The organism is Polaribacter vadi (assembly GCF_001761365.1).
Classification (GTDB): domain Bacteria; phylum Bacteroidota; class Bacteroidia; order Flavobacteriales; family Flavobacteriaceae; genus Polaribacter; species Polaribacter vadi.
On sequence record NZ_CP017477.1, the window covers coordinates 1,672,501 to 1,693,539 of the forward strand.

Sequence of the window (21,039 nt, forward strand, 5' to 3'; positions counted from 1 at the left end):
AACATTTATAAATAAATATATTTTGAAACTATATATAACATGTTAAAATCTCACAAAAAAAAACTCTATGAAGGAAATTCGAAATTAATAACTATATTCTTCAAACTATTAATGAAGCTAAACACATGTTTTTTTTTACAAATTGATTAGTGATCAATACTATTTTTAAAAATTAATTTAAATTCATTTACTAACTCAATATATAGTTATAAAATATGCTTTTCGATTAAATGTAAGAGAATCTCAATCAATTTCTGTTTTCGATTCCAAGCATAAAAAAGTAGACACGAATTAAGTACACATATATATTGTGTGAAATATTGTTTTCTAATATCTTTGCCACCTCAAATTAAATAGATTAAATGATTAATATTACTTTACCTGACGGAACTATTAAAGAGTTTGAAATAAATAGCACACCTATTGATGTTGCTAAAAGCATTAGTGAAGGTTTTGCTAGAAACGTTATTTCTGCAAGTTTTAACGGAAAAACTATCGAAACCACTACCTCACTAGCCACGGATGGATCGCTAATTTTATATACATTTAATGATGATGATGGTAAAAAAGCCTTTTGGCATTCTTCTGCTCACGTTTTAGCTGAAGCAATTTTAAGTTTTTATCCAAAGGCAAAACTAACTATTGGACCTGCAATTGATAACGGCTTTTATTATGATGTAGATTTGGGTGATGATGTTATTTCTGATAAAGATTTTCCAGCTATTGAAAAGAAATTTTTAGAAATTGCTCGTGGAAAACATGAATTTTCTATTCGATCTGTTTCTAAAGCTGATGCTTTGTCATTATATAAAGAAGAAAATAACGAATATAAAGTTGAGTTAATTGAAAACTTAACAGATGGTGAAATCACTTTTTGTGATCATAGTAATTTTACTGATTTATGTAGAGGAGGGCATATTCCTAACACAGGAATTATTAAGGCAATTAAAATAATGAGTGTTGCTGGCGCTTATTGGAGAGGAGATGAGAAAAACAATCAGTTAACGCGTGTTTATGGAATTAGTTTTCCAAAACAAAAAATGCTAACTGAATACTTAGAGTTATTAGAAGAAGCTAAAAAAAGAGACCATAGAAAGTTAGGGAAAGAACTAGAGTTATTTACTTTTTCTCAAAAAGTTGGTGCTGGTTTACCTTTATGGTTACCAAAAGGAGCTGCTTTACGTGCTAGATTAGAAGATTTCTTAAAAGCTGCTCAGAAAAAAGCAGGGTACGAAATGGTTATGACACCTCATATTGGTCAAAAGGAACTTTATGTTACTTCTGGACATTATGAAAAATATGGTGCTGATAGTTTTCAATCGATAAAAACTCCGAAAATGGATGAGGAGTTTTTATTAAAACCTATGAATTGCCCTCACCATTGTGAAGTTTACAACTTTAAACCTTATTCTTATAAAGATTTACCAAAACGTTTTGCAGAATTTGGAACCGTTTATAGATATGAACAAAGTGGAGAACTACATGGTTTAACTCGTGTACGAGGTTTTACACAAGATGATGCTCATATTTTCTGTACACCAGAACAATTAGATCAAGAATTTAAAGATGTAATTGATTTAGTCTTGTATGTTTTTGGTTCTTTAGGTTTTGAAGATTTTACAGCACAAGTTTCTATTAGAGATAAAAGTAACCCAGATAAGTATATAGGAGATACAGCAACTTGGGAAATTGCTGAACAAGCAATTATAAATGCTGCTACTGATAAAGGTTTAAAATTTGTGATCGAAGAAGGTGAAGCCGCCTTTTATGGTCCAAAATTAGACTTTATGGTGAAGGATGCTTTAGGCAGAAGTTGGCAACTTGGAACGATTCAGGTAGATTATAACCTACCAAAACGTTTCGATTTAACCTATACAGGTTCAGATAATCAATCTCATAGACCAGTAATGATTCATAGAGCGCCATTTGGTTCTATGGAACGTTTTATAGCGGTTTTACTGGAGCATACAGGTGGAAATTTCCCACTTTGGCTAACTCCAGATCAAGTTATCTTATTGCCAATCAGTGATAAATATCAAAAATATAGCGAAAAAGTTTTAGAATCGTTAGAAAATTCCGAAATTCGCGCCCTCGTAGATGACAGAAGTGAAAAAACTGGACGTAAAATACGAGATGCAGAAGTTAACAAAATCCCATTTATGATTATTGTTGGCGAAAAGGAAGAGCAAGATGGCACAGTTTCTGTAAGGAAACATGGTGAAGGAGATTTAGGTACTTTTACAATTGAAGAATTTATATCAATAATAAAAGCCGAAGAAAGTAAAACATTGAAGAAATTTTAAGTAAATTTGAATTTCATTACACAATATAGAGATTGATAAAACAATCATAAGTTAAATTTAAAAATTATAAGTCATAGCAATACGTAGAAGTAGGTCAAGAAGACCATTAAGAGTAATCAAAGAAGATCAACATAGGATTAATGAGAAAATAAAATATGTTGACGAAGTTCGTCTTGTGGGCGATAATGTAGAAGTTGGTGTGTATCCTTTAGCGAAAGCAAAAGAAATTGCCAAAGAACAAGAATTAGATTTGGTTGAAATTTCACCCAAAGCAAAACCTCCTGTTTGTAAGATTATCGATTATAAGAAATTTTTATACGAGCAAAAGAAACGTGAAAAAGTTCTAAAATCGAAAGCCACTAAGGTTACTATTAAAGAGATTCGTTTTGGACCACAGACTGATGAGCATGATTATGAATTCAAAAAGAAGCATGCTGTTAAGTTTTTACAAGATGGTGCTAAATTAAAAGCATTTGTATTCTTTAAAGGACGTTCTATTATATTTAAAGAACAAGGACAAATTTTATTATTAAAATTAGCCCAAGAATTAGAAGAATATGGTAAAGTGGAACAGTTACCAAAATTGGAAGGTAAACGTATGATTATGTTTATTGCTCCAAAGAAATTGAAATAAATTCAGTTTTAAAGTTACAAAGTCTAAACGTTTTAAACTTAGTTTTTTATAGCTAATTTTAAAACTTTACAACTTTATAATCTTTACAACTCATAATAATAAGCAAGTTAAAAACGAAGGAGAAATGCCTAAAATGAAAACAAAATCTAGCGCCAAAAAACGATTTAAAGTTACTGGTACTGGGAAAATCAAAAGAAAGCACGCGTTTAAAAGTCATATCTTAACAAAGAAGTCTAAAAAACGTAAATTAAAGTTAACTCACCATACTTTAGTAGATAAAGCAGATGAGCCTAACGTTAAGCTAATGCTAAACTTAAAATAAGTTTAAGCTTTAAGGGAATTTAATTATTAACCATGGAGTTTGGCTCAAAAAGAATTCAAAATTTAAACATATAAACTTTTGAATCGCCAACTACAAAACACATTGAAATTATGCCAAGATCAGTAAATTCAGTAGCCTCAAGAAAAAGAAGAAAAAAAATCTTGAAGGCAGCAAAAGGTTACTTTGGACGTAGAAAAAACGTTTATACAGTAGCAAAAAATGCGGTTGAAAAAGGTATGCTTTATGCATATAGAGACCGTAAAAACAATAAGAGAAACTTCCGTTCTTTATGGATTATGCGTATTAACGCAGCAGCTCGTTTAAATGGAATGTCTTATTCTCAATTTATGGGGAAAGTTAAAGCTAATAACATCGATTTAAACCGAAAGGTTTTAGCTGATTTAGCTGTAAACAACCCAAACGCTTTTAAGGCAGTTGTAGAAAAAATAAAATAAATATAAATTACTTGCTTATAATTAAAACCCAAACGTAAAGTTTGGGTTTTTTTCATAAATTTACATTATTAAAAACACTATAATGAAATCTAAAATATTATTACTTCTTTTTTTAGCTATCAGTTTATCAAACTTTTCTCAAGAATCAGAACCAGAACCAGAACCACAAGTTGTGGAAGAAGACAACTCATTAGAAGGGCAATTTGATAAAATTTACAGAATATCTACCACGTACCAAGTTTACAAAGTAATTGGAAAGGATAAATATTTAGAATTGAAAAAAAACGTATTAGATTCTTTAAAGGATGCCAAAAATTTAATCTCTGAAAAGGAAAGTCTTTTAAAAGCCGAAAGAGATAATATTAAAGGTACTAAAGATTTATTATTAAAAACGCAATCAGAACTAGAAGCCTCTAAAAAGAATGAAAACTCAATCTCTTTATTTGGAACTGAACTAAGCAAAACTAATTATAACCTTTTACTTTGGAGTATAATTATTGTTTCTCTTTTAGCATTATTCTACTTTATATTTAAGTTTTCACAAAGTAATGTTCTTACTAAAGAGGCTCAAAACAATTTGCTTGATGTTGAACAAGAATTCGAAGAGCATAGAAAAAAATCTTTAGAAAGAGAACAAAAATTAAGAAGACAACTTCAAGACGAAGTGAACAAATTAAGAAATAGCTAAGTTAAAAATAGCTATTTCAAACAATTAAAGATTTAATAAATTCATTGCAAAATCTAGATTTCACTAACAATATTTCAAAAAAAAAACCTTTAACCAATAATTATTAAGAGTTTCATAATAATATTTATATATAATTAAATGAATCACATTTTTTAGTCCATTAAAGAGTATTTTCTTATCTTTTCATTTTAAAAGAATAACTACTTTAAATTTACTAAAAAATTATGAAAACCCTTTTTTATACTAGAGAATTTCCTCCTTACGTTTATGGAGGTGCAGGTGTTCATGTAGAATACCTAGCAGAAGAGCTCTCTAAACTGATGGATGTTGAAGTTCGTTGTTTTGGAGATCAAGATTCGAAAGAAGGGAATTTAAGTGTTAAAGGTTTTCCTTACGAAGATGAAACTTTTAAAAATGCTGATGATAAACTTAAAGCAGTATTCCAAACTTTAAGTACAGGTTTACACATGAACGCAGATGTAATTGATGCAGATGTAGTTCATTGCCATACTTGGTATGCTCACTTTGCAGGAATTATGGCAAAGCTTTGTTATGGTGTTCCATTAGTAATTACCACACATTCTTTAGAACCTTTAAGACCTTGGAAACGCGAACAATTAGGACGTGGTTATGATGCGTCTTCTTGGATAGAAAAAACAGCCATTGAAATGGCAGATGCACTTATTGCTGTTTCAGAAGAAACCAAAGAAGATGTCTTAAAACATTTTAATGTTGATGAAAGCAAAGTAAAAGTAATTTACAATGGCATCAACCTTCAACAATATATAACTACTACAGATTCATCAACTTTAGATGAATATAAAATTGATAAAACAAAACCTTATGTTCTTTTTGTAGGCAGAATAACCAGACAAAAAGGGATTATTCATTTGGTAAATGCTATCAAATATATAGATCCAGATACACAAATTGTTTTATGTGCAGGTGCTCCAGATACCAAAGAAATTGGTAAAGAAATGGAAGTTGCTGTACATGAGGTTCAAAAAACGCGTAACAATGTTATTTGGATTGATAAAATGGTCACTAAAAAAGAAATCATCGAATTATATTCTCATGCAGCTGTTTTTTGTTGCCCATCAATTTACGAACCTTTTGGCATTATAAATATTGAAGCAATGGCTTGTGATACAGCTGTTGTTGCAAGTGCTGTTGGTGGTATTAAAGAAGTGGTTGTGCATAATGAAACTGGTATTTTAGTGCCAGTTGAACAACAAAAAGAAGCTCCTTTTGAACCTATTGATCCAGATAAATTTGCTAGAGATTTAGCGAATGGAATTAATAAAGTTATTGCTGACCCAGTTTTGAGAAAATCCATGGCAAAAAAAGGGAGAAAAAGAGTTGAAGAACATTTTGATTGGATTGCAATTGCTAAACAAGTTGAAGAATTATACAAATCATTAAAAAAATAATACTATGATCAATAATAAAGTATTAGGAATAATATTAGGAGGAGGACAAGGTTCAAGACTATATCCTCTAACCAAAGATAGGTCTAAACCTGCTGTACCAATTGCTGGTAAGTACAGATTGGTAGATATACCCATTTCTAATTGTATAAATTCTGACATTAAAAGAATGTATGTGTTAACGCAGTTTAATTCTGCTTCTTTAAATGCACATATTAAAAATACCTATCATTTTAGTTTTTTTAGTTCTGCTTTTGTAGATGTTTTAGCTGCAGAACAAACCATTAATAGTGATGAGTGGTTTCAAGGAACTGCAGATGCTGTAAGACAAAGTATGCATCATTTTTTACAGAATGATTTTGAATATGCATTAATTCTTTCTGGAGATCAATTATATCAAATGGATTTTAATGATATGATTAAAAAACATGAAGAAAGTGGTGCAGAAATTACAATTGCAACGTATCCTGTAAACGCAAAAGATGCCACCTCTTTTGGATTATTAAAAACAAATGACGAAAATATTATTACCTCTTTTATAGAAAAACCAGGAGAAGAATTATTACCAAATTGGACATCTGATGTGGGTGAAGAAATGGATAAACAAGGAAGACACTATTTAGCTTCTATGGGTATTTATATTTTTAATAGAAATTTATTAAAAAAATTAATGGATAATCCTGATACCAACGATTTTGGTAAAGAAATTATTCCTCAAGCCATAGAAAACCACAAAACGTTAAGCTATCAATATGAAGGATATTGGACCGATATTGGAAATATAGACTCTTTCTTTGAAGCAAATTTAGGATTAACAGATGATGTTCCTCAATTTAATTTATATGATAGTAATGGAATTTATACACGACCTAGAATATTACCTACTTCAAAAATATCTGGTACCATTTTAAATAAAGCTGTTATTGGTGATGGTTGCATCATTCACGCAGAAAAAATTGACAGATGTGTTATTGGTATTCGTTCAAGAATTGGTAAAAATTCACTTATATCTAATACGTATATGATGGGTAATGATTCTTATGAATCTTTAAAAGATGTTGCAGACAATAAAATTGATATTATGATGGGTATTGGAGATCGATGCTATATTCATAATTGTATTGTAGATAAAAACTGTAGAATTGGAGATGATGTTAGAATTAATGGTGGCAGACATATAGACAATATTGAAACAGACACTTACCTAGTAAAAGATGGTATTGTAGTGATTAAAAAAGATGCTACAATTACTAAAGGAACTATCATAGGATAAAACAAAACGTATTTTTTTATTAAAACGAATTAAACTGAATGCAAAACCAAAGTAGAATTGTTATAGAAAATATTGCTCCTCAAATAAATCAAGGAACTGTATTTATAAAACGCGTTGTAAATGAAATTGTAAATGTAACTGCAGATGTTTTAGTGGATGGACATGATGTATTACAAGCAAGTTTACTATACAAACATGAATCAGAAAAAAAATGGTCGGAAATTAGAATGCAACCAACTTCTAATGATGGTTATATTGCAAGTTTTCAGACGACAAAACAAGGTTTTTATGCCTATAAAATTGAAGGTTGGGTAGATTATGCTTTAAACTGGCAACATGGAATTGGTCGTAAAATTGACGATCATCAACATGTAAGCTCAGAGTTATTAGAAGGTTCAGAATTAATTACAGCAATTTTAAAAAAAGTTAATAAAGATGATAAAGCATATTTAACGCATCTTATTAAAATTTTTAAAACGAAAGATGCCTATAATGAAGCTATAAGAGAAGCAACTTCTGAAAGGTTAACTCATATTTTAGAAAGTAATCCTGAGAAATTTTTAACACAAAACTCAAATGAATTTGCTGTTTATGTTGATAGATTAAAGGCAAGGTTTTCTACTTGGTACGAATTTTTTCCACGTTCAGCTTCAAAAACAGAAGGTATACATGGTACATTTAACGATTGCCACAGATTGTTGCCAAGAATTGCACAAATGGGTTTTGACACTTTGTACTTTCCTCCTATTCATCCTATTGGAGAAGTAAACAGAAAAGGGAAAAACAATACTACAGTTGCACAAGAAGGAGATGTTGGCTCAACTTGGGGAATTGGTTCAAAACATGGAGGTCATAAAGATATTCATCCAGAATTGGGTTCTTTAGATGATTTTAAAAACCTAGTTTCAGAAGCAAAAAAGCAAGGAATTGAAGTGGCTATGGATTACGCATTGCAAGCAGCTCCAGATCATCCTTGGGTAAAAGAACATCCAGATTGGTTTAAATGGAGACCAGATGGAACTGTACAGTATGCTGAAAATCCACCGAAAAAATACCAAGATATTTTACCTATTTATTGGGAAACAAAAGATTACAAAAATCTTTGGCAAGAGTGTTTAGATACTTTTTTATATTGGATTGATTGTGGAATTAACGTTTTTAGAGTTGATAATCCTCATACAAAACCTTACTACTTTTGGGGTTGGGTAATTGCCGAAATTAAAAAACAACACCCAGATGTGTTGTTTTTAGCAGAAGCCTTTACAAGACCAAAAGTAATGCAACAATTAGCAAAACAAGGCTACACACAATCCTATACGTATTTTACTTGGCGAGATTCTAAACACGAATTAATTGAGTATATGAACGATTTGACAAAAACGAATCAACGTGAATATATGAGACCTAATTTTTGGCCAAACACGCCAGATATTAATCCTTATCATTTACAAGGTGCTCCAGAAAGTAAGTATTTACAACGTTATGCTTTAGCAGCAACATTATCATCTAATATAGGAATTTACGGACCTGTTTTTGAGCAAATGATCGATACTCCAATTGTAGGAAAAGAGGAATATTACATGTCAGAAAAATTCCAATTATGCAATTATGATTGGTTTAAAGAGAATAAAGTTACTCATTTAATTTCGAAAATAAATCAAATCAGAAAAGAAAACGAATCGTATCAACAAACCAATAACATTCAATTTTTAGAAACTGGTAATGAGCAAATCATTGCTTTTTATAAATGGAATGATGAAAGAACCAATGAAACGTTAACAGTTATAAGTTTAGATGCTTATCATTCGCAAGCTGGTTCAGTTCAATTACCACTAAATGAATTACGAGTTTCTCATGAATATAAAATAGAAGTGGTCGATTTAATTACACGAAATTCTTACAATTGGTATAATGAATGGAATTATGTAGAGTTACACACAACTTTACCTTTTCATATTTTTAAAATCAATAAATAAAGAATGACTCAAGAAACATTTACAGATTCTGATATTGCTATGTTTTCATCTCCCAAAAGTTGGAAAGAGTTAATAGAGGATAAAGAATTTGTAAATGTATTTTAGTTTATTTATTTCTTTTGAATGCTTATTAGATAAAGCAAATTACGAGTTAGGGTACGAACAAAATTCAAGGCCTAAATGGACAATTATTCCTTTAAAAGGAATTGCAAACATTATGAATTCATAAATTTATGGCACAAACAATAGCACACAGTCTTTTTACAGAATTTGATATTAATTTATTTAAAGGAGGAAAACATTATCGTTTATACGAAAAATTTGGTTCGCACATTATCACTGTAGATGGTGTTAAAGGAACCTATTTTGCTGTTTGGGCTCCAAGTGCAAAATCAGTATCCGTAATTGGCGATTTTAATTTTTGGTTAGAAGGCGAACATCATTTAAATGTACGTTGGGATGGAAGTGGTATTTGGGAAGGTTTTATTCCTGAAGTTACAAAAGGCGCTATTTATAAATATAAAATACGTAATTCTAGCAATAACGTAACTACAGAAAAAGCAGATCCTTTTGCAAGAAGATGCGAACATCCTCCAAAAACAGCTTCACAAGTTTGGGAAGATGATTATAAATGGACCGATAAAAAATGGATGAAAAACAGAAAGAAAAATAATGCGTTAGATGCGCCTTATGCTGTGTATGAAGTTCATTTAGGTTCTTGGAAAAAACAAATTGAAGAAAATAGGTTTTTAAGTTATAGAGAATTAGCAGACGATTTAGTGAAGTATGTAAAAGACATGAATTTTACACATGTAGAATTTATGCCAATCATGGAATATCCTTATGACCCAAGTTGGGGATATCAATTAACAGGATATTTTGCACCAACATCTCGTTTTGGATATCCAGATGATTTTAAATTTTTGGTTGATAAATTTCACGAAGCTAGCATTGGAGTTTTATTAGATTGGGTTCCATCGCATTTTCCTTCAGACGATCATGGTTTAGGATTTTTTGATGGCTCACATTTATATGAACATCCAGACAGACGAAAGGGATATCACCAAGATTGGAAAAGTTTAATTTTTAATTATGGTAGAAACGAAATAAAAGCATTTTTAATTAGTAATGCCATTTTTTGGTTAGATCAATATCATGCAGATGGTTTAAGAGTAGATGCTGTAGCATCGATGTTATTTTTAGATTATTCTAGAGAAGATGGTGAATGGGAACCAAATATGTTTGGAGGAAATGAATATTTAGAAGCCATCGATTTTATCAAAGAAATGAATGCTGCTGTATATGAATCTTTTCCTGATGTGCAAACTATTGCAGAAGAATCTACTTCTTTTCCAAAAGTTTCTAGACCCATTTACGATGGTGGTTTAGGTTTTGGCATGAAATGGATGATGGGTTGGATGCATGATACTCTTGGGTATTTTCAGAAAGAAACTATTTATAGAAAACATCATCAAAATGAATTAACTTTTGGTTTAAATTACGCATTTTCAGAGAATTTTATGTTGCCACTTTCTCATGATGAAGTTGTGTATGGTAAAAAATCGATTGTTGATAAAATGCCTGGTGATGAATGGCAAAAGTTCGCAAACTTGCGTTTATTATATAGTTTTATGTACACACATCCAGGAACTAAATTATTGTTTCAAGGAAGTGAGTTTGGACAAACATCTGAATGGAATTTTAATGGAAGTTTAGATTGGCATCTTTTGCAGTATGATGTTCATAAAGGTGCACAAAGTTTGGTCAAAGATTTAAATAAATTTTACAGCAAAGAACCAGCTTTATATCAAAAACAATTTTCTCATGAAGGTTTTGAGTGGATAGATCATGGAGATCATCAAAACTGTGTTATGACGTATATTAGAAAAGGTGAAAATGAAAAAGATAATATAATTATTATTCTAAATTTAACACCAGTTCCAAGAGAAAACTACAGAATTGGCTTGCCAAAAGCAGGAACTTTAAAAGAAGTTTTTAATAGTGATGATCAAAAATATTACGGAACAAGTAATTATAAAAACACCAAATTAACATCCGAAGAAAAAGAATGGAACAATAGAGAACATTCTGTTGAATTAAATTTACCTCCTTTAGGAATGTTAGCTTTTAAATTTAAATAATAACACATATTTTCTTACAAGGAAAAGTTTTTCCTTGTAAGAAATTAGTAATAAAAAGGTATTATTTTTTTATACTTCACAAAAAATAAGTTACTTTTTAAGACTTCAAAAATTCTTTTACCAATCATTAAAAGAAATCCTATTTAATTAATTTTTAAATAAATAAGCAATATTTTTGTAGTTGAAATTAAAATACTCGTAACATTTTCAATATATATAAATTGATAAATTCTACGATTATACACCTTAAATAAACAACCAAAATTTATGATTGTTAATACTGAATTAGAACAAAAAGGGAATTTATTCCCAACAGAAATAGTTAATTATAGAAAAGACGTAGATACTTTATATTTTACCACTAAAAATAATGTTGTTTTACAAGTAACTGTTGTTAGAGATAGTGTTATTCGTTTTCGATACGCAACTTCAGGAAAATTTGAAAACGACTTTTCTTATGGAGTTACCATTCATGCATCAAGAGGATATAGCTTCTTAAAAGTAAATGAAGAAGAAACACATTATGTTATTAAGACATCAAAATTAATCTGTAAAGTAGAAAAATCAAGTTTACAAGTTAGTTTATATGATGCTATTGATAATAAATTAATTAATGAAGATGAAATTGGTTTTCATTGGGAAGAAAGCTATGAATTTGGTGGAGACATCGTAAAAATGAGTAAAACTTGCCAAAAGGCAGAAAGCTTTTATGGTTTAGGAGATAAGCCTGTAGAAGTGAATATGAAAGGAAAACGTTTTGAAAACTGGGCAACAGACTCGTATGCCTTTGGTAAAAATACAGATCCTATTTATAAGGCGATTCCTTTTTATACAGCCATTCAGAATAATAAATCTTATGGTATTTTCTTTGATAATACCTTTAAAACTTCTTTCGATTTTGCTCATGAAAGAAGAAATGTAACTAGTTTTTGGGCACAAGGTGGTGAAATGAATTACTATTTCATTTACGGGCCAAAAATGGAAGATGTTGTTAAAAATTATACAGATTTAACAGGAAAACCTCACAATATGCCTCCACTTTGGGCTTTAGGTTTTCATCAATGTAAATGGAGTTATTATCCAGAAAGTAATGTAAAAGAAGTTACTAGAACGTTTAGAGATTTACAAATTCCTTGTGATGCTATCTATTTAGATATCGATTATATGGATGGTTTTAGATGTTTTACTTGGGATAAAAATTATTTTCCTGACCCAAAAAGAATGGTTCAAGAATTAGAAGACGATGGTTTTAAAACTGTGGTTATTATAGATCCAGGAATTAAAATTGATTTAGAATATGATGTTTTTAAAGAAGCATTAGATAAAGATTATTTCTGTAAACGTGCAGATGGCCCATATATGAAAGGTAAAGTTTGGCCTGGAGAATGTTATTTTCCAGATTATACAAAACCAGAAGTTAGAGAATGGTGGTCTGGTTTATTTAAAGAATTAATTGAAGATATTGGTGTAAAAGGTGTATGGAATGATATGAATGAGCCAGCTGTAATGGATGTTCCTAACAAATCTTTTCCAGATGACGTTCGTCATGATTATGATGGCAATCCTTGTTCTCATAGAAAAGCACATAACATTTATGGAACGCAAATGGCACGTTCAACCTATCATGGTTTAAAGAAATATGCGTATCCAAAAAGACCTTTTGTAATTACAAGATCTGCATATTCTGGAGCACAAAGATATACCTCAACTTGGTTTGGAGATAATGTTGCAACTTGGGAGCATTTAGCCATTGCAAATAATCAAGCCCAAAGAATGGCAATGTCTGGTTTTTCTTTTGCAGGATCTGATATTGGTGGTTTTGCAGAACAACCTCAAGGAGAATTATTCGCAAGATGGATTCAATTAGGTGTTTTTCACGCTTTTTGTAGAGTGCATTCTTCTGGAGATCATGGAGATCAAGAACCTTGGGTTTTTGGAGAAGAAATTACAGATATCGTAAGAAAATTCGTAGAATTAAGATATCAATTATTACCTTATTTATACACTGCTTTTTGGAATCATATTAATAATGGAACTCCAATTTTAAAGTCTTTGGTTTTATTTGATCAAGAAGATGTACATACACATTATAGAAGTGATGAGTTTGTGTATGGTGACCATATTTTAGTTTGCCCAATTCAAGAGCCAAATGCTAAAGGAAGAAGAATGTATATTCCTAGAGGTAATTGGTATAACCTTTGGACAGATGAAGTTGTAGAAGGTGGAAAAGAAATGTGGGTAGATGCTGAACTAGATAGCATGCCAATTTTTATTAAAGAAGGTGCAGTTATTCCTAAATATCCAGTACAACAATATGTTGGCGAAAAAGATTTTGATGAAGTTACTTTAGATGTTTATTATAAATTAGGTAAAGAAAAATCTGAATTATATGATGATGCTCATGATGGCTATGATTATAAAAAAGGTAGATATAGTTTACGTAACTTTAAATTAACAGGTAAAAAGAAAGAATTTATATTACAACAATTCAAAGAAGGTACATACAGTGCACCTTATACTAAATTCAAAATTGTATTACATAATTTGCCTTTTTCTATTACATCTATTCAAATTGATAATGTAGAAGTTGAATTAGATAAGTCTAATTCAAATACATCTCAATGTATAACTGTAGATAAAGAATTTACAGAATTACATTTATTTGGTAAATAAATAATATAAAAATGTTTTAATATTCAAAGAGCCTTTCTATTATAGAAAGGCTCTTTTATTTTAGAAAATAATTTAAAATTGATTATTTTAAATTTATTGATATTATTAGTTTAATTATTTGCTCTTACTTTTTAGTTTTTTACTGTCTTTACCAGACTTATATGCTAAGGCTAATAAAGCAACTTCTACTAAAAGTAGTGCTATTTTTAATTTTTTATTTTTACTTACTGCAGCTGTTAAGCCTAATATTTTTGTAGCAATCATAATGTTTAGTTTTTGTTTACTCAAAGATATTATAGAATCAATCATTAAATTAGTTCAAACCATTTAAAGAGTAACTCAAATAATTTAGACTTAAATTTTAAGTTATTAAAAAGCTAACATAAAAAAATCCAGCTTAAAAGCTGGATTTCTATAATTATTTCATCATTTGAAGATTATTCACTTCTAAATTTGTAAGCTCTCTCCATCTTCCTCTTGGTAAGTTTTTCTTAGTTAATTCAGCAAAAATAACTCTATCTAGTTTATTTACTTTGTAACCTACGTGTTCAAATATTTTACGAACAATTCTATTTCTACCAGAATGAATTTCGATACCAATTTCAGTTTTTGGCTCTCCATTAACATAAGAAACTGCATCAATAAATACTTTTTTACCTTCAATAACAACTTCTCCTCGTAATTTTTCTAAATCTCTTAATTCTAATTTCTTATCTAGAGAAGCGTGGTATAATTTACGAACATTATGTTTTGGATGTGTTAACTTTTTAGCTAAATCGCCATCATTAGTAAATAATAATAAACCAGTTGTGTTTCTATCTAAACGTCCAACAGGATAAATACGTTCTTTAGATGCATTGGCAATCAGCTCCATAACAGTTTTTCGACCACGATCATCTTCCATGGTTGTAATATAGTTTTTAGGCTTATTTAACAACACATATTTCTTTTGTTCAGGTGTAATTGAAGTTCCATCAAATTGAACAATATCATCAGGTTGCACTTTGTAACCCATTTCTGTAACCAACTTTCCATTTACTTGCACACTACCATGCTCTATATAAGTATCTGCTTCTCTACGTGAGCAAATTCCAGAATTGGCAATGTATTTATTTAAACGAATTCCTGAAGTTTCATCAGAAGTTTTATTGGGAGTTATTTTTTTGAATTCCTTTTTTACAGTTTTCTTGTCTAAAGGTTTTCTACTAAGCGGTTTTTTGCTTTGTGGCTTTCTGCTTAAAGGTGTACTTTTTTTACCATCTTGTCGTCTTCTCGACGAGTTTTTATTTGATTCCATTATAATAAATTTTTGCAAAGGTACTCAAATTGCAAATTAATTCAATCTCTCAATTACTTTTTCTAATAATAAAGATGTATCAATAAAAACAAGACAAAAAACACCTATTAAAAGTAGTATTTTTAATACGTTATGTAAAAATCGGTATTGGTTTCTTTCTGTTGATTTCCAAAGATAAAAAGCCAGAAATAATAAAGAAACTATTGCAAAGTAAAAATAATACTTCATATAACTTAATGCTGGATATTGAAACAGAAAAAAAATTGGAATTAAAGTTAAAAATAATAATAAAATAGAAAGTTGTTTTGTCTTTTTCTCACCATACACAATAGGAAATGTATCATAATTGTTGGCAATTGCACCTTTCATATTCTGTAAATCTTTGATTAATTCTCGAACCATAATCACTAGAAAAAGAAAAATAGCGTGGATAAAAATAATATCTGAAAAGTTTTTGTAATACACAAAAATAACAAAGAAAGGCATTAACGTTAATGAAGTTGCAGAAATTAGCCCCGTAAATGGATATTTTTTTAACTTATGAGAATAGAACCAAATACCAAAAATATACACTGCAAAAAACAAACCTGCTTTCCAAGAAACAAAAAAACCAAAAAGAAAGCCGACAAAATTCAGAAAAAAGTAAAGCCTTAATTTTGTTTCTTGACGCACATAATTATCCAAACCTGTTTTTAAAGGTCTGTTAATTCTATCTACTTTATCATCATAAAAATTATTGATAATATAACCAGCTGCAACCACACAAACAGTTGCTAGTACAATATAATGTAGATGAAGATCAAAAATTACGTGAGAAATTGATTTTTCTGGAGAAAATATAAAAATCGATGCCAAATACTGAGCAAAGATTAAAACAAGAATGTTATAACCTCTAACAACAGATATTAGACTAAATGCTTTTTTAAGAAACGTCTTCATTTGTGGGAAGAACTAGTAAGAGAGATTTGTTAGAATCTATAGACCAACTCTAATTTATAATCTTTTAAACTTTCTTGTGCTTTTTTATAATTTTCAGTAAATCCTAAAATATAACCTCCACCTCCAGAACCACAAAGCTTTAAATAATAATCGTTAGTTGCAATTCCATTTTCCCAAACTTTATGAAAAGCATCAGGAATCATTGGTTTAAAATTCTTTAGAACAACTTTTGATAAACTTTTTACGTTACCAAATAAAGATTTTACATCACCTTGAAGAAAATTTTCTATACAAGCATCTGTGTGTAAAGCAAATTCTTCGCTAATCATTTTTCTAAAACCTTCGTTTTTCATCTTATTCATAAAGATGTTTACCATAGGTTCTGTTTCACCAACTTGTTCAGAATCTAATAAAAAAACAGCTCCTTTTCCCTTTTTTTGAGACGGAATTCCTGCAGGTTCTATATTTTCTTTAGAGTTGATTAAAATTGGTAAACTTAAATAAGAATTTAAAGGATCTAAACCAGAACTTTTTCCGTGAAAAAAAGATTCCATTAAAGAGAATATTTCCTTTAATTTCAATAATTTTTCTCTAGTTAAATTCTCTAAAACTGTAATTTTATCATCAGCATAATTATCATAGATAGATGCTACCAAAGCTCCAGAACTTCCAACTCCATATCCTTGTGGAATAGAAGAATCGAAATACATTCCGTTTTCTAAATCTTTTTTAAAAGCCTCTAAATTAAAAGAAACCACATCTGAATTTAAACTAGCAATATGATTGTAAAATTTATATAAATTTTCGTTGGATTTTTTTGAAATCCCTTCTAAATTTTTTGAAGTTTTTAAAGCGCCTCTATACGCATTAAATGGAATTGCTAAACCTTTAGAATCTTTGATAATTCCATATTCTCCAAACAATAGGATTTTAGCGTAAAAAAGTGGTCCTTTCATTTTCTTTTTCAATATATATAACAAAAATACGAATAAATAATTAATTGGTAATTTGTAGTGAATGCTTTTGCTTTATTTTATTAAAAAGTTTAACTAAAATAGGTTCTCTAAAAAAGTTAATCGTTTTTATAAAAAGTTTTCCAGACACCAACTTTTTCACCATTTTCATATTTGCCTTTCTCTTTTATTTTTCCGTTTTTATAATACGTTTTCCAAATACCATCTTTTTCATTATTATGGTATCTACCAACAGTCATTAATTCTCCAGTTTCATAATACATCGAAAATGCACCTTCAGCTTTCCCTTTTATGGACGATACTTCTTTAGCTTTTTTACCAGAAATATAATAATCAATTATCCATTCTTGTTTCGTTTTTTTTGATGAAATTGAACGATAATATACCGCATTTTCTTTGTCTGTTATATTCCAGTTTGCATCAAAATAAACTTTTCCTTGTGCTTTTGTAGCAAAAGAAAAGAGCATACAGATACCTATAATAAAACCTATTTTTTTCATAATATTATGTATTAAAACTGTTTTGCACCAAAACCAACTTGATCACAAATATATTGATTATTATCACAATAAACAGCTAACTCACTATCTATAAACTTTTTAACACTTTGTTTTTCATTCTCTGGAAACAAAACATGCACATTAGCACCAGCATCTAAAGTAAAACAAATATTACTATTTTTTTCTTGGCGATATTCCCAAATTCTGTTGATAATTTCCAACGTGTTTGGTTTCATCAAAATAAAATAGGGATTGCTTGTTAACATCATTGCATGCAAAGTTAATGCTTCACTTTCTACTAAATTGATAAATTCTTTGACGTTCCCTTCTTGCAAAATTGTAGACATTTTTGCCAAATTTTCATTGGCTTGCAAAAATCTGTTTTCGGCAAAAGGATGATTGATCATTAAGTTATGACCAATGGTGCTTGAAACTTGTTTTTCACCTTTATCAACCAATAAAATTACATCTTGATAGTTTTCGAAAATAGAATCTACTTGATAAGGAAATTTTATACCAAATAAATCTGAACTTCCTTTAATTTCTGGATGATTTCCCCAAACAACTAAAGGGCCTTCTATACTTCTACTTGCAGAACCTGAACCTAATCTTGCTAAAAAAGAGGCTTTTTTGTTGATGAATTCTGCTGATAAATTCGTTGAAATTTCATTTTCCAAGCTCATTAAACATCTTGCAATGGCAGACAAACCACTTGCAGAAGAGGCAATTCCACTAGAATGTGGAAAAGAATTCTCTGAATAAATCGTCATTTTGTACTCATAAATATATGGACAATAATCTTGAACGCGTTTAAAAAATTCTGCAATTTTAGGTTTGAATTCTTCTTTTTGTTTTCCTTCAAAAAACAAATCGAATGCTACAGTTTTAGATGCTGAAACAAGTTCAGCATTCGATTTTCTTTGAAAATCGATACTAGTATTTGTATGACAATTGTTTAGCGTAAAACTAATCGAAGCATTTTTTGGAATTTGAGGATTGCTTTTTCCCCAATATTTTACCAAAGCAATATTACTTGGTGTCTGCCATTTAAATGTAGCTTTATCAATATATTTTAATGCCGATTTTACTAAAAACTGATCTGTATTCAAGGTCTAAATATTTAAAAACAAAGATAAAGTTAAAACTATACTTCTGCTAATTTTTGCAAAACGGATTCTTTATAACTTCTACTAATTGGTAATGCTTTTTGATTAATTTCTATAAATTCGTTTGTGTAAGAATCTATTTTTTTAAACGATATTATAAACGATCTATGAATTCTGATAAACTTTTTAGCCGGTAATTTTTCTTGTAAACTACTGATGGTTTCTCGAATAACAGTTGTTTTTTCTGTAGTAAAAATTTTAACGTAATCACTTAAACTTTCAATATATAAAATACTATTAAAATCAATTTTTACCATTTTTCTATCTGCTCTTACAAACATAAAATCATTATCATTTTTTATGATTTCTGGTGTTGAAACTTTTTGAACTGCCTCCAAAAAACGATCAAAAGAAATTGGTTTTAATAAATAATCAACCACATTTAAATTAAAACCATCTACTGCATAATCTCTATAAGCTGTTGTAAAAATTATTTGTCCTTTACTGTTGATGATTTTTGCCAAACTTAAACCGTTAATTTCTGGCATATTAATGTCTAAAAAAAACAAATCAGCCTTATGATCTTGCATAAATACAATTGCTTCAGAAGCGTTTTTACAGCTTTCTAACAATTCTAAATTTGGAGATTTATCAATGTAAGATGCTATAATTTCTCTAGCCATTGGTTCATCATCAACAATAACACATTTTAATTTATTCATCATTTTTTTACAGGGATTTTCAAATTGACTTTAAACATTTTATCTTCATGTAAAATTTCTAGAAAATACTGTTTTTGATACAACATTTCTAATCGTTTTTGTATGTTTTCTAAACCAATTCCATTTTTAGAATTTTCTTTTTTTATTGATGAATTTTCAATCGTAAAATTCAATTCATTTTCATCTAATTTTAAATTGATATTCACTTTTACAACTCCATCAATTTGTGTTCCGTGTTTAAAAGCATTTTCTACAAATGGTAATAATAACATAGGTGAAATTTCAAAAGTATCAACAGTAATATTTTTATGAAAATTGATTTGTAAACTCTCTTGAAAGCGCGATTTTTCTAGAGAAATATAATCTTCTATATGAGTAATTTCATCCTGTAAATGCACCAAAGGTTTATCTACTTGATATAAAATATAATCTAACAAGCTAGATAATTTTAAAATCATTTCTGGTGCTTGTTCAGATTTTCTCAAGGCAAAACCATACAAAGTATTTAATGTATTAAACAAAAAATGAGGATGAATTTGCATTTTTAAAAACTTCAACTCTTGTTCTTTTAGTTGCAATTGTGTTTGTAAAAACTTGTTTTCTAAAGTCTTTTTTTCTTCTAACGATTTAAAATTATGTTTTAGAATTTTGAATGAACTTGCTAAAACAATAATTAACAAAACGCACACTAAAATTACACCTGAATTCTTGGTTAATCCTGGCATTTTTTGATATTCTAAATTATAAAAAAAGACAAAACCAAAAACTACAGTCATTAATACAGCACAAACAATAAAAACACAGGCATAAAAAGTGTATAATGCAAAAAGTTTTTGTTTTTTGACAATTAAAAAATTTGGAATTAAATGATATATAAATGCGTAAGAAGAAACTATTGAAATGAAACTTAATAATGTAGAAAACCAAAATATAAAGTTTTCGTTTTTAGAACCAACACTAAAAAAAATATAGAAAAAGAACCAAACAACAAACCAAAAAAGAAGATGTAAAATTACTTTCTCTAAAATTTTAAATACATTTTTATGCATCTTGTAAATTAACTAATTTTTAAATTTCTTTCATGTAAAAATAGACGAAATACCAAATTAACAAGTGTTTCTGCAGTTTTTATAAAGAATCCTATAAAAATACGATATTTGTTAAAACCCAAACCAAATTAGTAATTGGTCGCTAATATAATTTTAGAAACTATGTATCAAATACTTTAGCAACATAATCTTAAAAACACATATTATGAATTTTATTATGGATGGTGGACCAATTTTTATGGTTCCTTTATTAGCTTTATTGATTGTTATTATTATTTTATTTGCAAAAGGATTAAAAAATAACACAGAAAAAACTCATAAACTTATTAATTCTTTAGCGTTATTTTCCTTCGTGTTTGGAGTATTAGGTTTTGTAATTGGTATGTTAGGAGCTCTAGATGATATAGCTGAAATAGGAGGTGACATTGCACCTCAAGTTTTAGCAGGTGGATTTAAAGTTGGCCTACTTTCACCTACTTTTGGAATGGTGATTTTTTTAATAGGAAAATTGTTTACCATTATTTTAACTTCGATGAAAAAGTAAAATCAATTTATTCTTT

20 protein-coding genes are annotated in these 21,039 nt (G+C 29.1%); 12 read left to right on the top strand and 8 right to left on the bottom strand.

What is annotated here, in order from left to right; translation table 11 throughout:
- Positions 1–362 precede the first annotated feature (362 nt).
- The 11 genes from thrS (at position 363) to LPB03_RS07530 (ending at position 13,892) form a co-directional block, all read left to right on the top strand.
- Positions 363–2,303 (top strand): threonine--tRNA ligase, encoded by a 1,941-nt coding sequence (gene thrS / locus LPB03_RS07485; protein ID WP_065317713.1) that lies wholly within the window; start codon positions 363–365, stop codon positions 2,301–2,303.
- A 115-nt stretch (positions 2,304–2,418) separates the two neighbouring features.
- On the top strand, positions 2,419–2,937 hold the full coding sequence (infC, locus tag LPB03_RS07490) for a translation initiation factor IF-3 (RefSeq protein WP_083186925.1): 519 nt from the start codon (positions 2,419–2,421) through the stop codon (positions 2,935–2,937).
- A gap of 124 nt (positions 2,938–3,061) precedes the next feature.
- Complete coding sequence (rpmI, locus tag LPB03_RS07495; RefSeq protein WP_026776776.1) at positions 3,062–3,259, top strand: 50S ribosomal protein L35; 198 nt, start codon at positions 3,062–3,064, stop codon at positions 3,257–3,259.
- Positions 3,260–3,369: 110 nt separating this feature from the next.
- Positions 3,370–3,714, top strand: coding sequence for a 50S ribosomal protein L20 (gene rplT, locus LPB03_RS07500; protein WP_026776775.1), 345 nt, complete (start codon positions 3,370–3,372; stop codon positions 3,712–3,714).
- Between the two features lie 82 nt (positions 3,715–3,796).
- Positions 3,797–4,402, top strand: a complete 606-nt coding sequence (locus LPB03_RS07505; protein ID WP_065317715.1) for a hypothetical protein — start codon at positions 3,797–3,799, stop codon at positions 4,400–4,402.
- 224 nt (positions 4,403–4,626) lie between these two features.
- Positions 4,627–5,832: a glycogen synthase gene (glgA, locus tag LPB03_RS07510; protein ID WP_065317716.1), complete on the top strand. Its 1,206-nt coding sequence runs from the start codon at positions 4,627–4,629 to the stop codon at positions 5,830–5,832.
- A gap of 4 nt (positions 5,833–5,836) precedes the next feature.
- Positions 5,837–7,102 carry a glucose-1-phosphate adenylyltransferase gene (locus LPB03_RS07515; RefSeq protein WP_065317717.1) on the top strand — a complete coding sequence of 422 codons (1,266 nt, stop codon included), beginning with the start codon at positions 5,837–5,839 and terminating at the stop codon, positions 7,100–7,102.
- 38 nt (positions 7,103–7,140) lie between these two features.
- Positions 7,141–9,078 (top strand): alpha-1,4-glucan--maltose-1-phosphate maltosyltransferase, encoded by a 1,938-nt coding sequence (locus LPB03_RS07520; protein ID WP_065317718.1) that lies wholly within the window; start codon positions 7,141–7,143, stop codon positions 9,076–9,078.
- A gap of 94 nt (positions 9,079–9,172) precedes the next feature.
- On the top strand, positions 9,173–9,307 hold the full coding sequence (locus tag LPB03_RS16885; protein ID WP_262502033.1) for a hypothetical protein: 135 nt from the start codon (positions 9,173–9,175) through the stop codon (positions 9,305–9,307).
- 4 nt (positions 9,308–9,311) lie between these two features.
- The gene (gene glgB, locus LPB03_RS07525) at positions 9,312–11,219 is read left to right on the top strand and encodes a 1,4-alpha-glucan branching protein GlgB (protein WP_065317719.1); all 1,908 of its coding nucleotides are present in this window, start codon (positions 9,312–9,314) and stop codon (positions 11,217–11,219) included.
- Positions 11,220–11,486: 267 nt separating this feature from the next.
- Entirely contained in the window at positions 11,487–13,892 is a 2,406-nt protein-coding gene (locus tag LPB03_RS07530; RefSeq protein ID WP_065317720.1) for a glycoside hydrolase family 31 protein, read from the top strand.
- 114 nt (positions 13,893–14,006) lie between these two features.
- Here the strand turns inward: LPB03_RS07530 and LPB03_RS07535 are convergent, their stop codons facing one another.
- From LPB03_RS07535 to LPB03_RS07570, 8 genes are all read right to left on the bottom strand, one after another.
- The gene (locus LPB03_RS07535) at positions 14,007–14,156 is read right to left on the bottom strand and encodes a hypothetical protein (protein WP_157579355.1); all 150 of its coding nucleotides are present in this window, start codon (positions 14,154–14,156) and stop codon (positions 14,007–14,009) included.
- A gap of 154 nt (positions 14,157–14,310) precedes the next feature.
- The gene (locus tag LPB03_RS07540; protein ID WP_065317722.1) at positions 14,311–15,189 is read right to left on the bottom strand and encodes a pseudouridine synthase; all 879 of its coding nucleotides are present in this window, start codon (positions 15,187–15,189) and stop codon (positions 14,311–14,313) included.
- Between the two features lie 36 nt (positions 15,190–15,225).
- Positions 15,226–16,128, bottom strand: a complete 903-nt coding sequence (locus LPB03_RS07545) for a geranylgeranylglycerol-phosphate geranylgeranyltransferase (protein ID WP_065317723.1) — start codon at positions 16,126–16,128, stop codon at positions 15,226–15,228.
- Between the two features lie 29 nt (positions 16,129–16,157).
- Positions 16,158–17,084, bottom strand: coding sequence for a mevalonate kinase family protein (locus LPB03_RS07550; protein WP_065317724.1), 927 nt, complete (start codon positions 17,082–17,084; stop codon positions 16,158–16,160).
- A 116-nt stretch (positions 17,085–17,200) separates the two neighbouring features.
- Complete coding sequence (locus LPB03_RS07555) at positions 17,201–17,602, bottom strand: toxin-antitoxin system YwqK family antitoxin (RefSeq protein WP_065317725.1); 402 nt, start codon at positions 17,600–17,602, stop codon at positions 17,201–17,203.
- Positions 17,603–17,613: 11 nt separating this feature from the next.
- Positions 17,614–18,711, bottom strand: coding sequence for a diphosphomevalonate decarboxylase (locus LPB03_RS07560; protein ID WP_065317726.1), 1,098 nt, complete (start codon positions 18,709–18,711; stop codon positions 17,614–17,616).
- Positions 18,712–18,746: 35 nt separating this feature from the next.
- Entirely contained in the window at positions 18,747–19,433 is a 687-nt protein-coding gene (locus LPB03_RS07565) for a LytR/AlgR family response regulator transcription factor (RefSeq protein WP_065317727.1), read from the bottom strand.
- A complete protein-coding gene (locus LPB03_RS07570) occupies positions 19,430–20,479 on the bottom strand; it encodes a sensor histidine kinase (protein ID WP_065317728.1) in 1,050 nt (349 codons plus the stop codon). The genes LPB03_RS07565 and LPB03_RS07570 overlap by 4 nt, the downstream gene beginning before the upstream one ends.
- 205 nt (positions 20,480–20,684) lie before the next feature.
- On the opposite strand from LPB03_RS07570, the gene LPB03_RS07575 reads away from it, so the two are divergent.
- Positions 20,685–21,023 carry a MotA/TolQ/ExbB proton channel family protein gene (locus tag LPB03_RS07575; protein ID WP_065317729.1) on the top strand — a complete coding sequence of 113 codons (339 nt, stop codon included), beginning with the start codon at positions 20,685–20,687 and terminating at the stop codon, positions 21,021–21,023.
- Positions 21,024–21,039 lie beyond the last annotated feature (16 nt).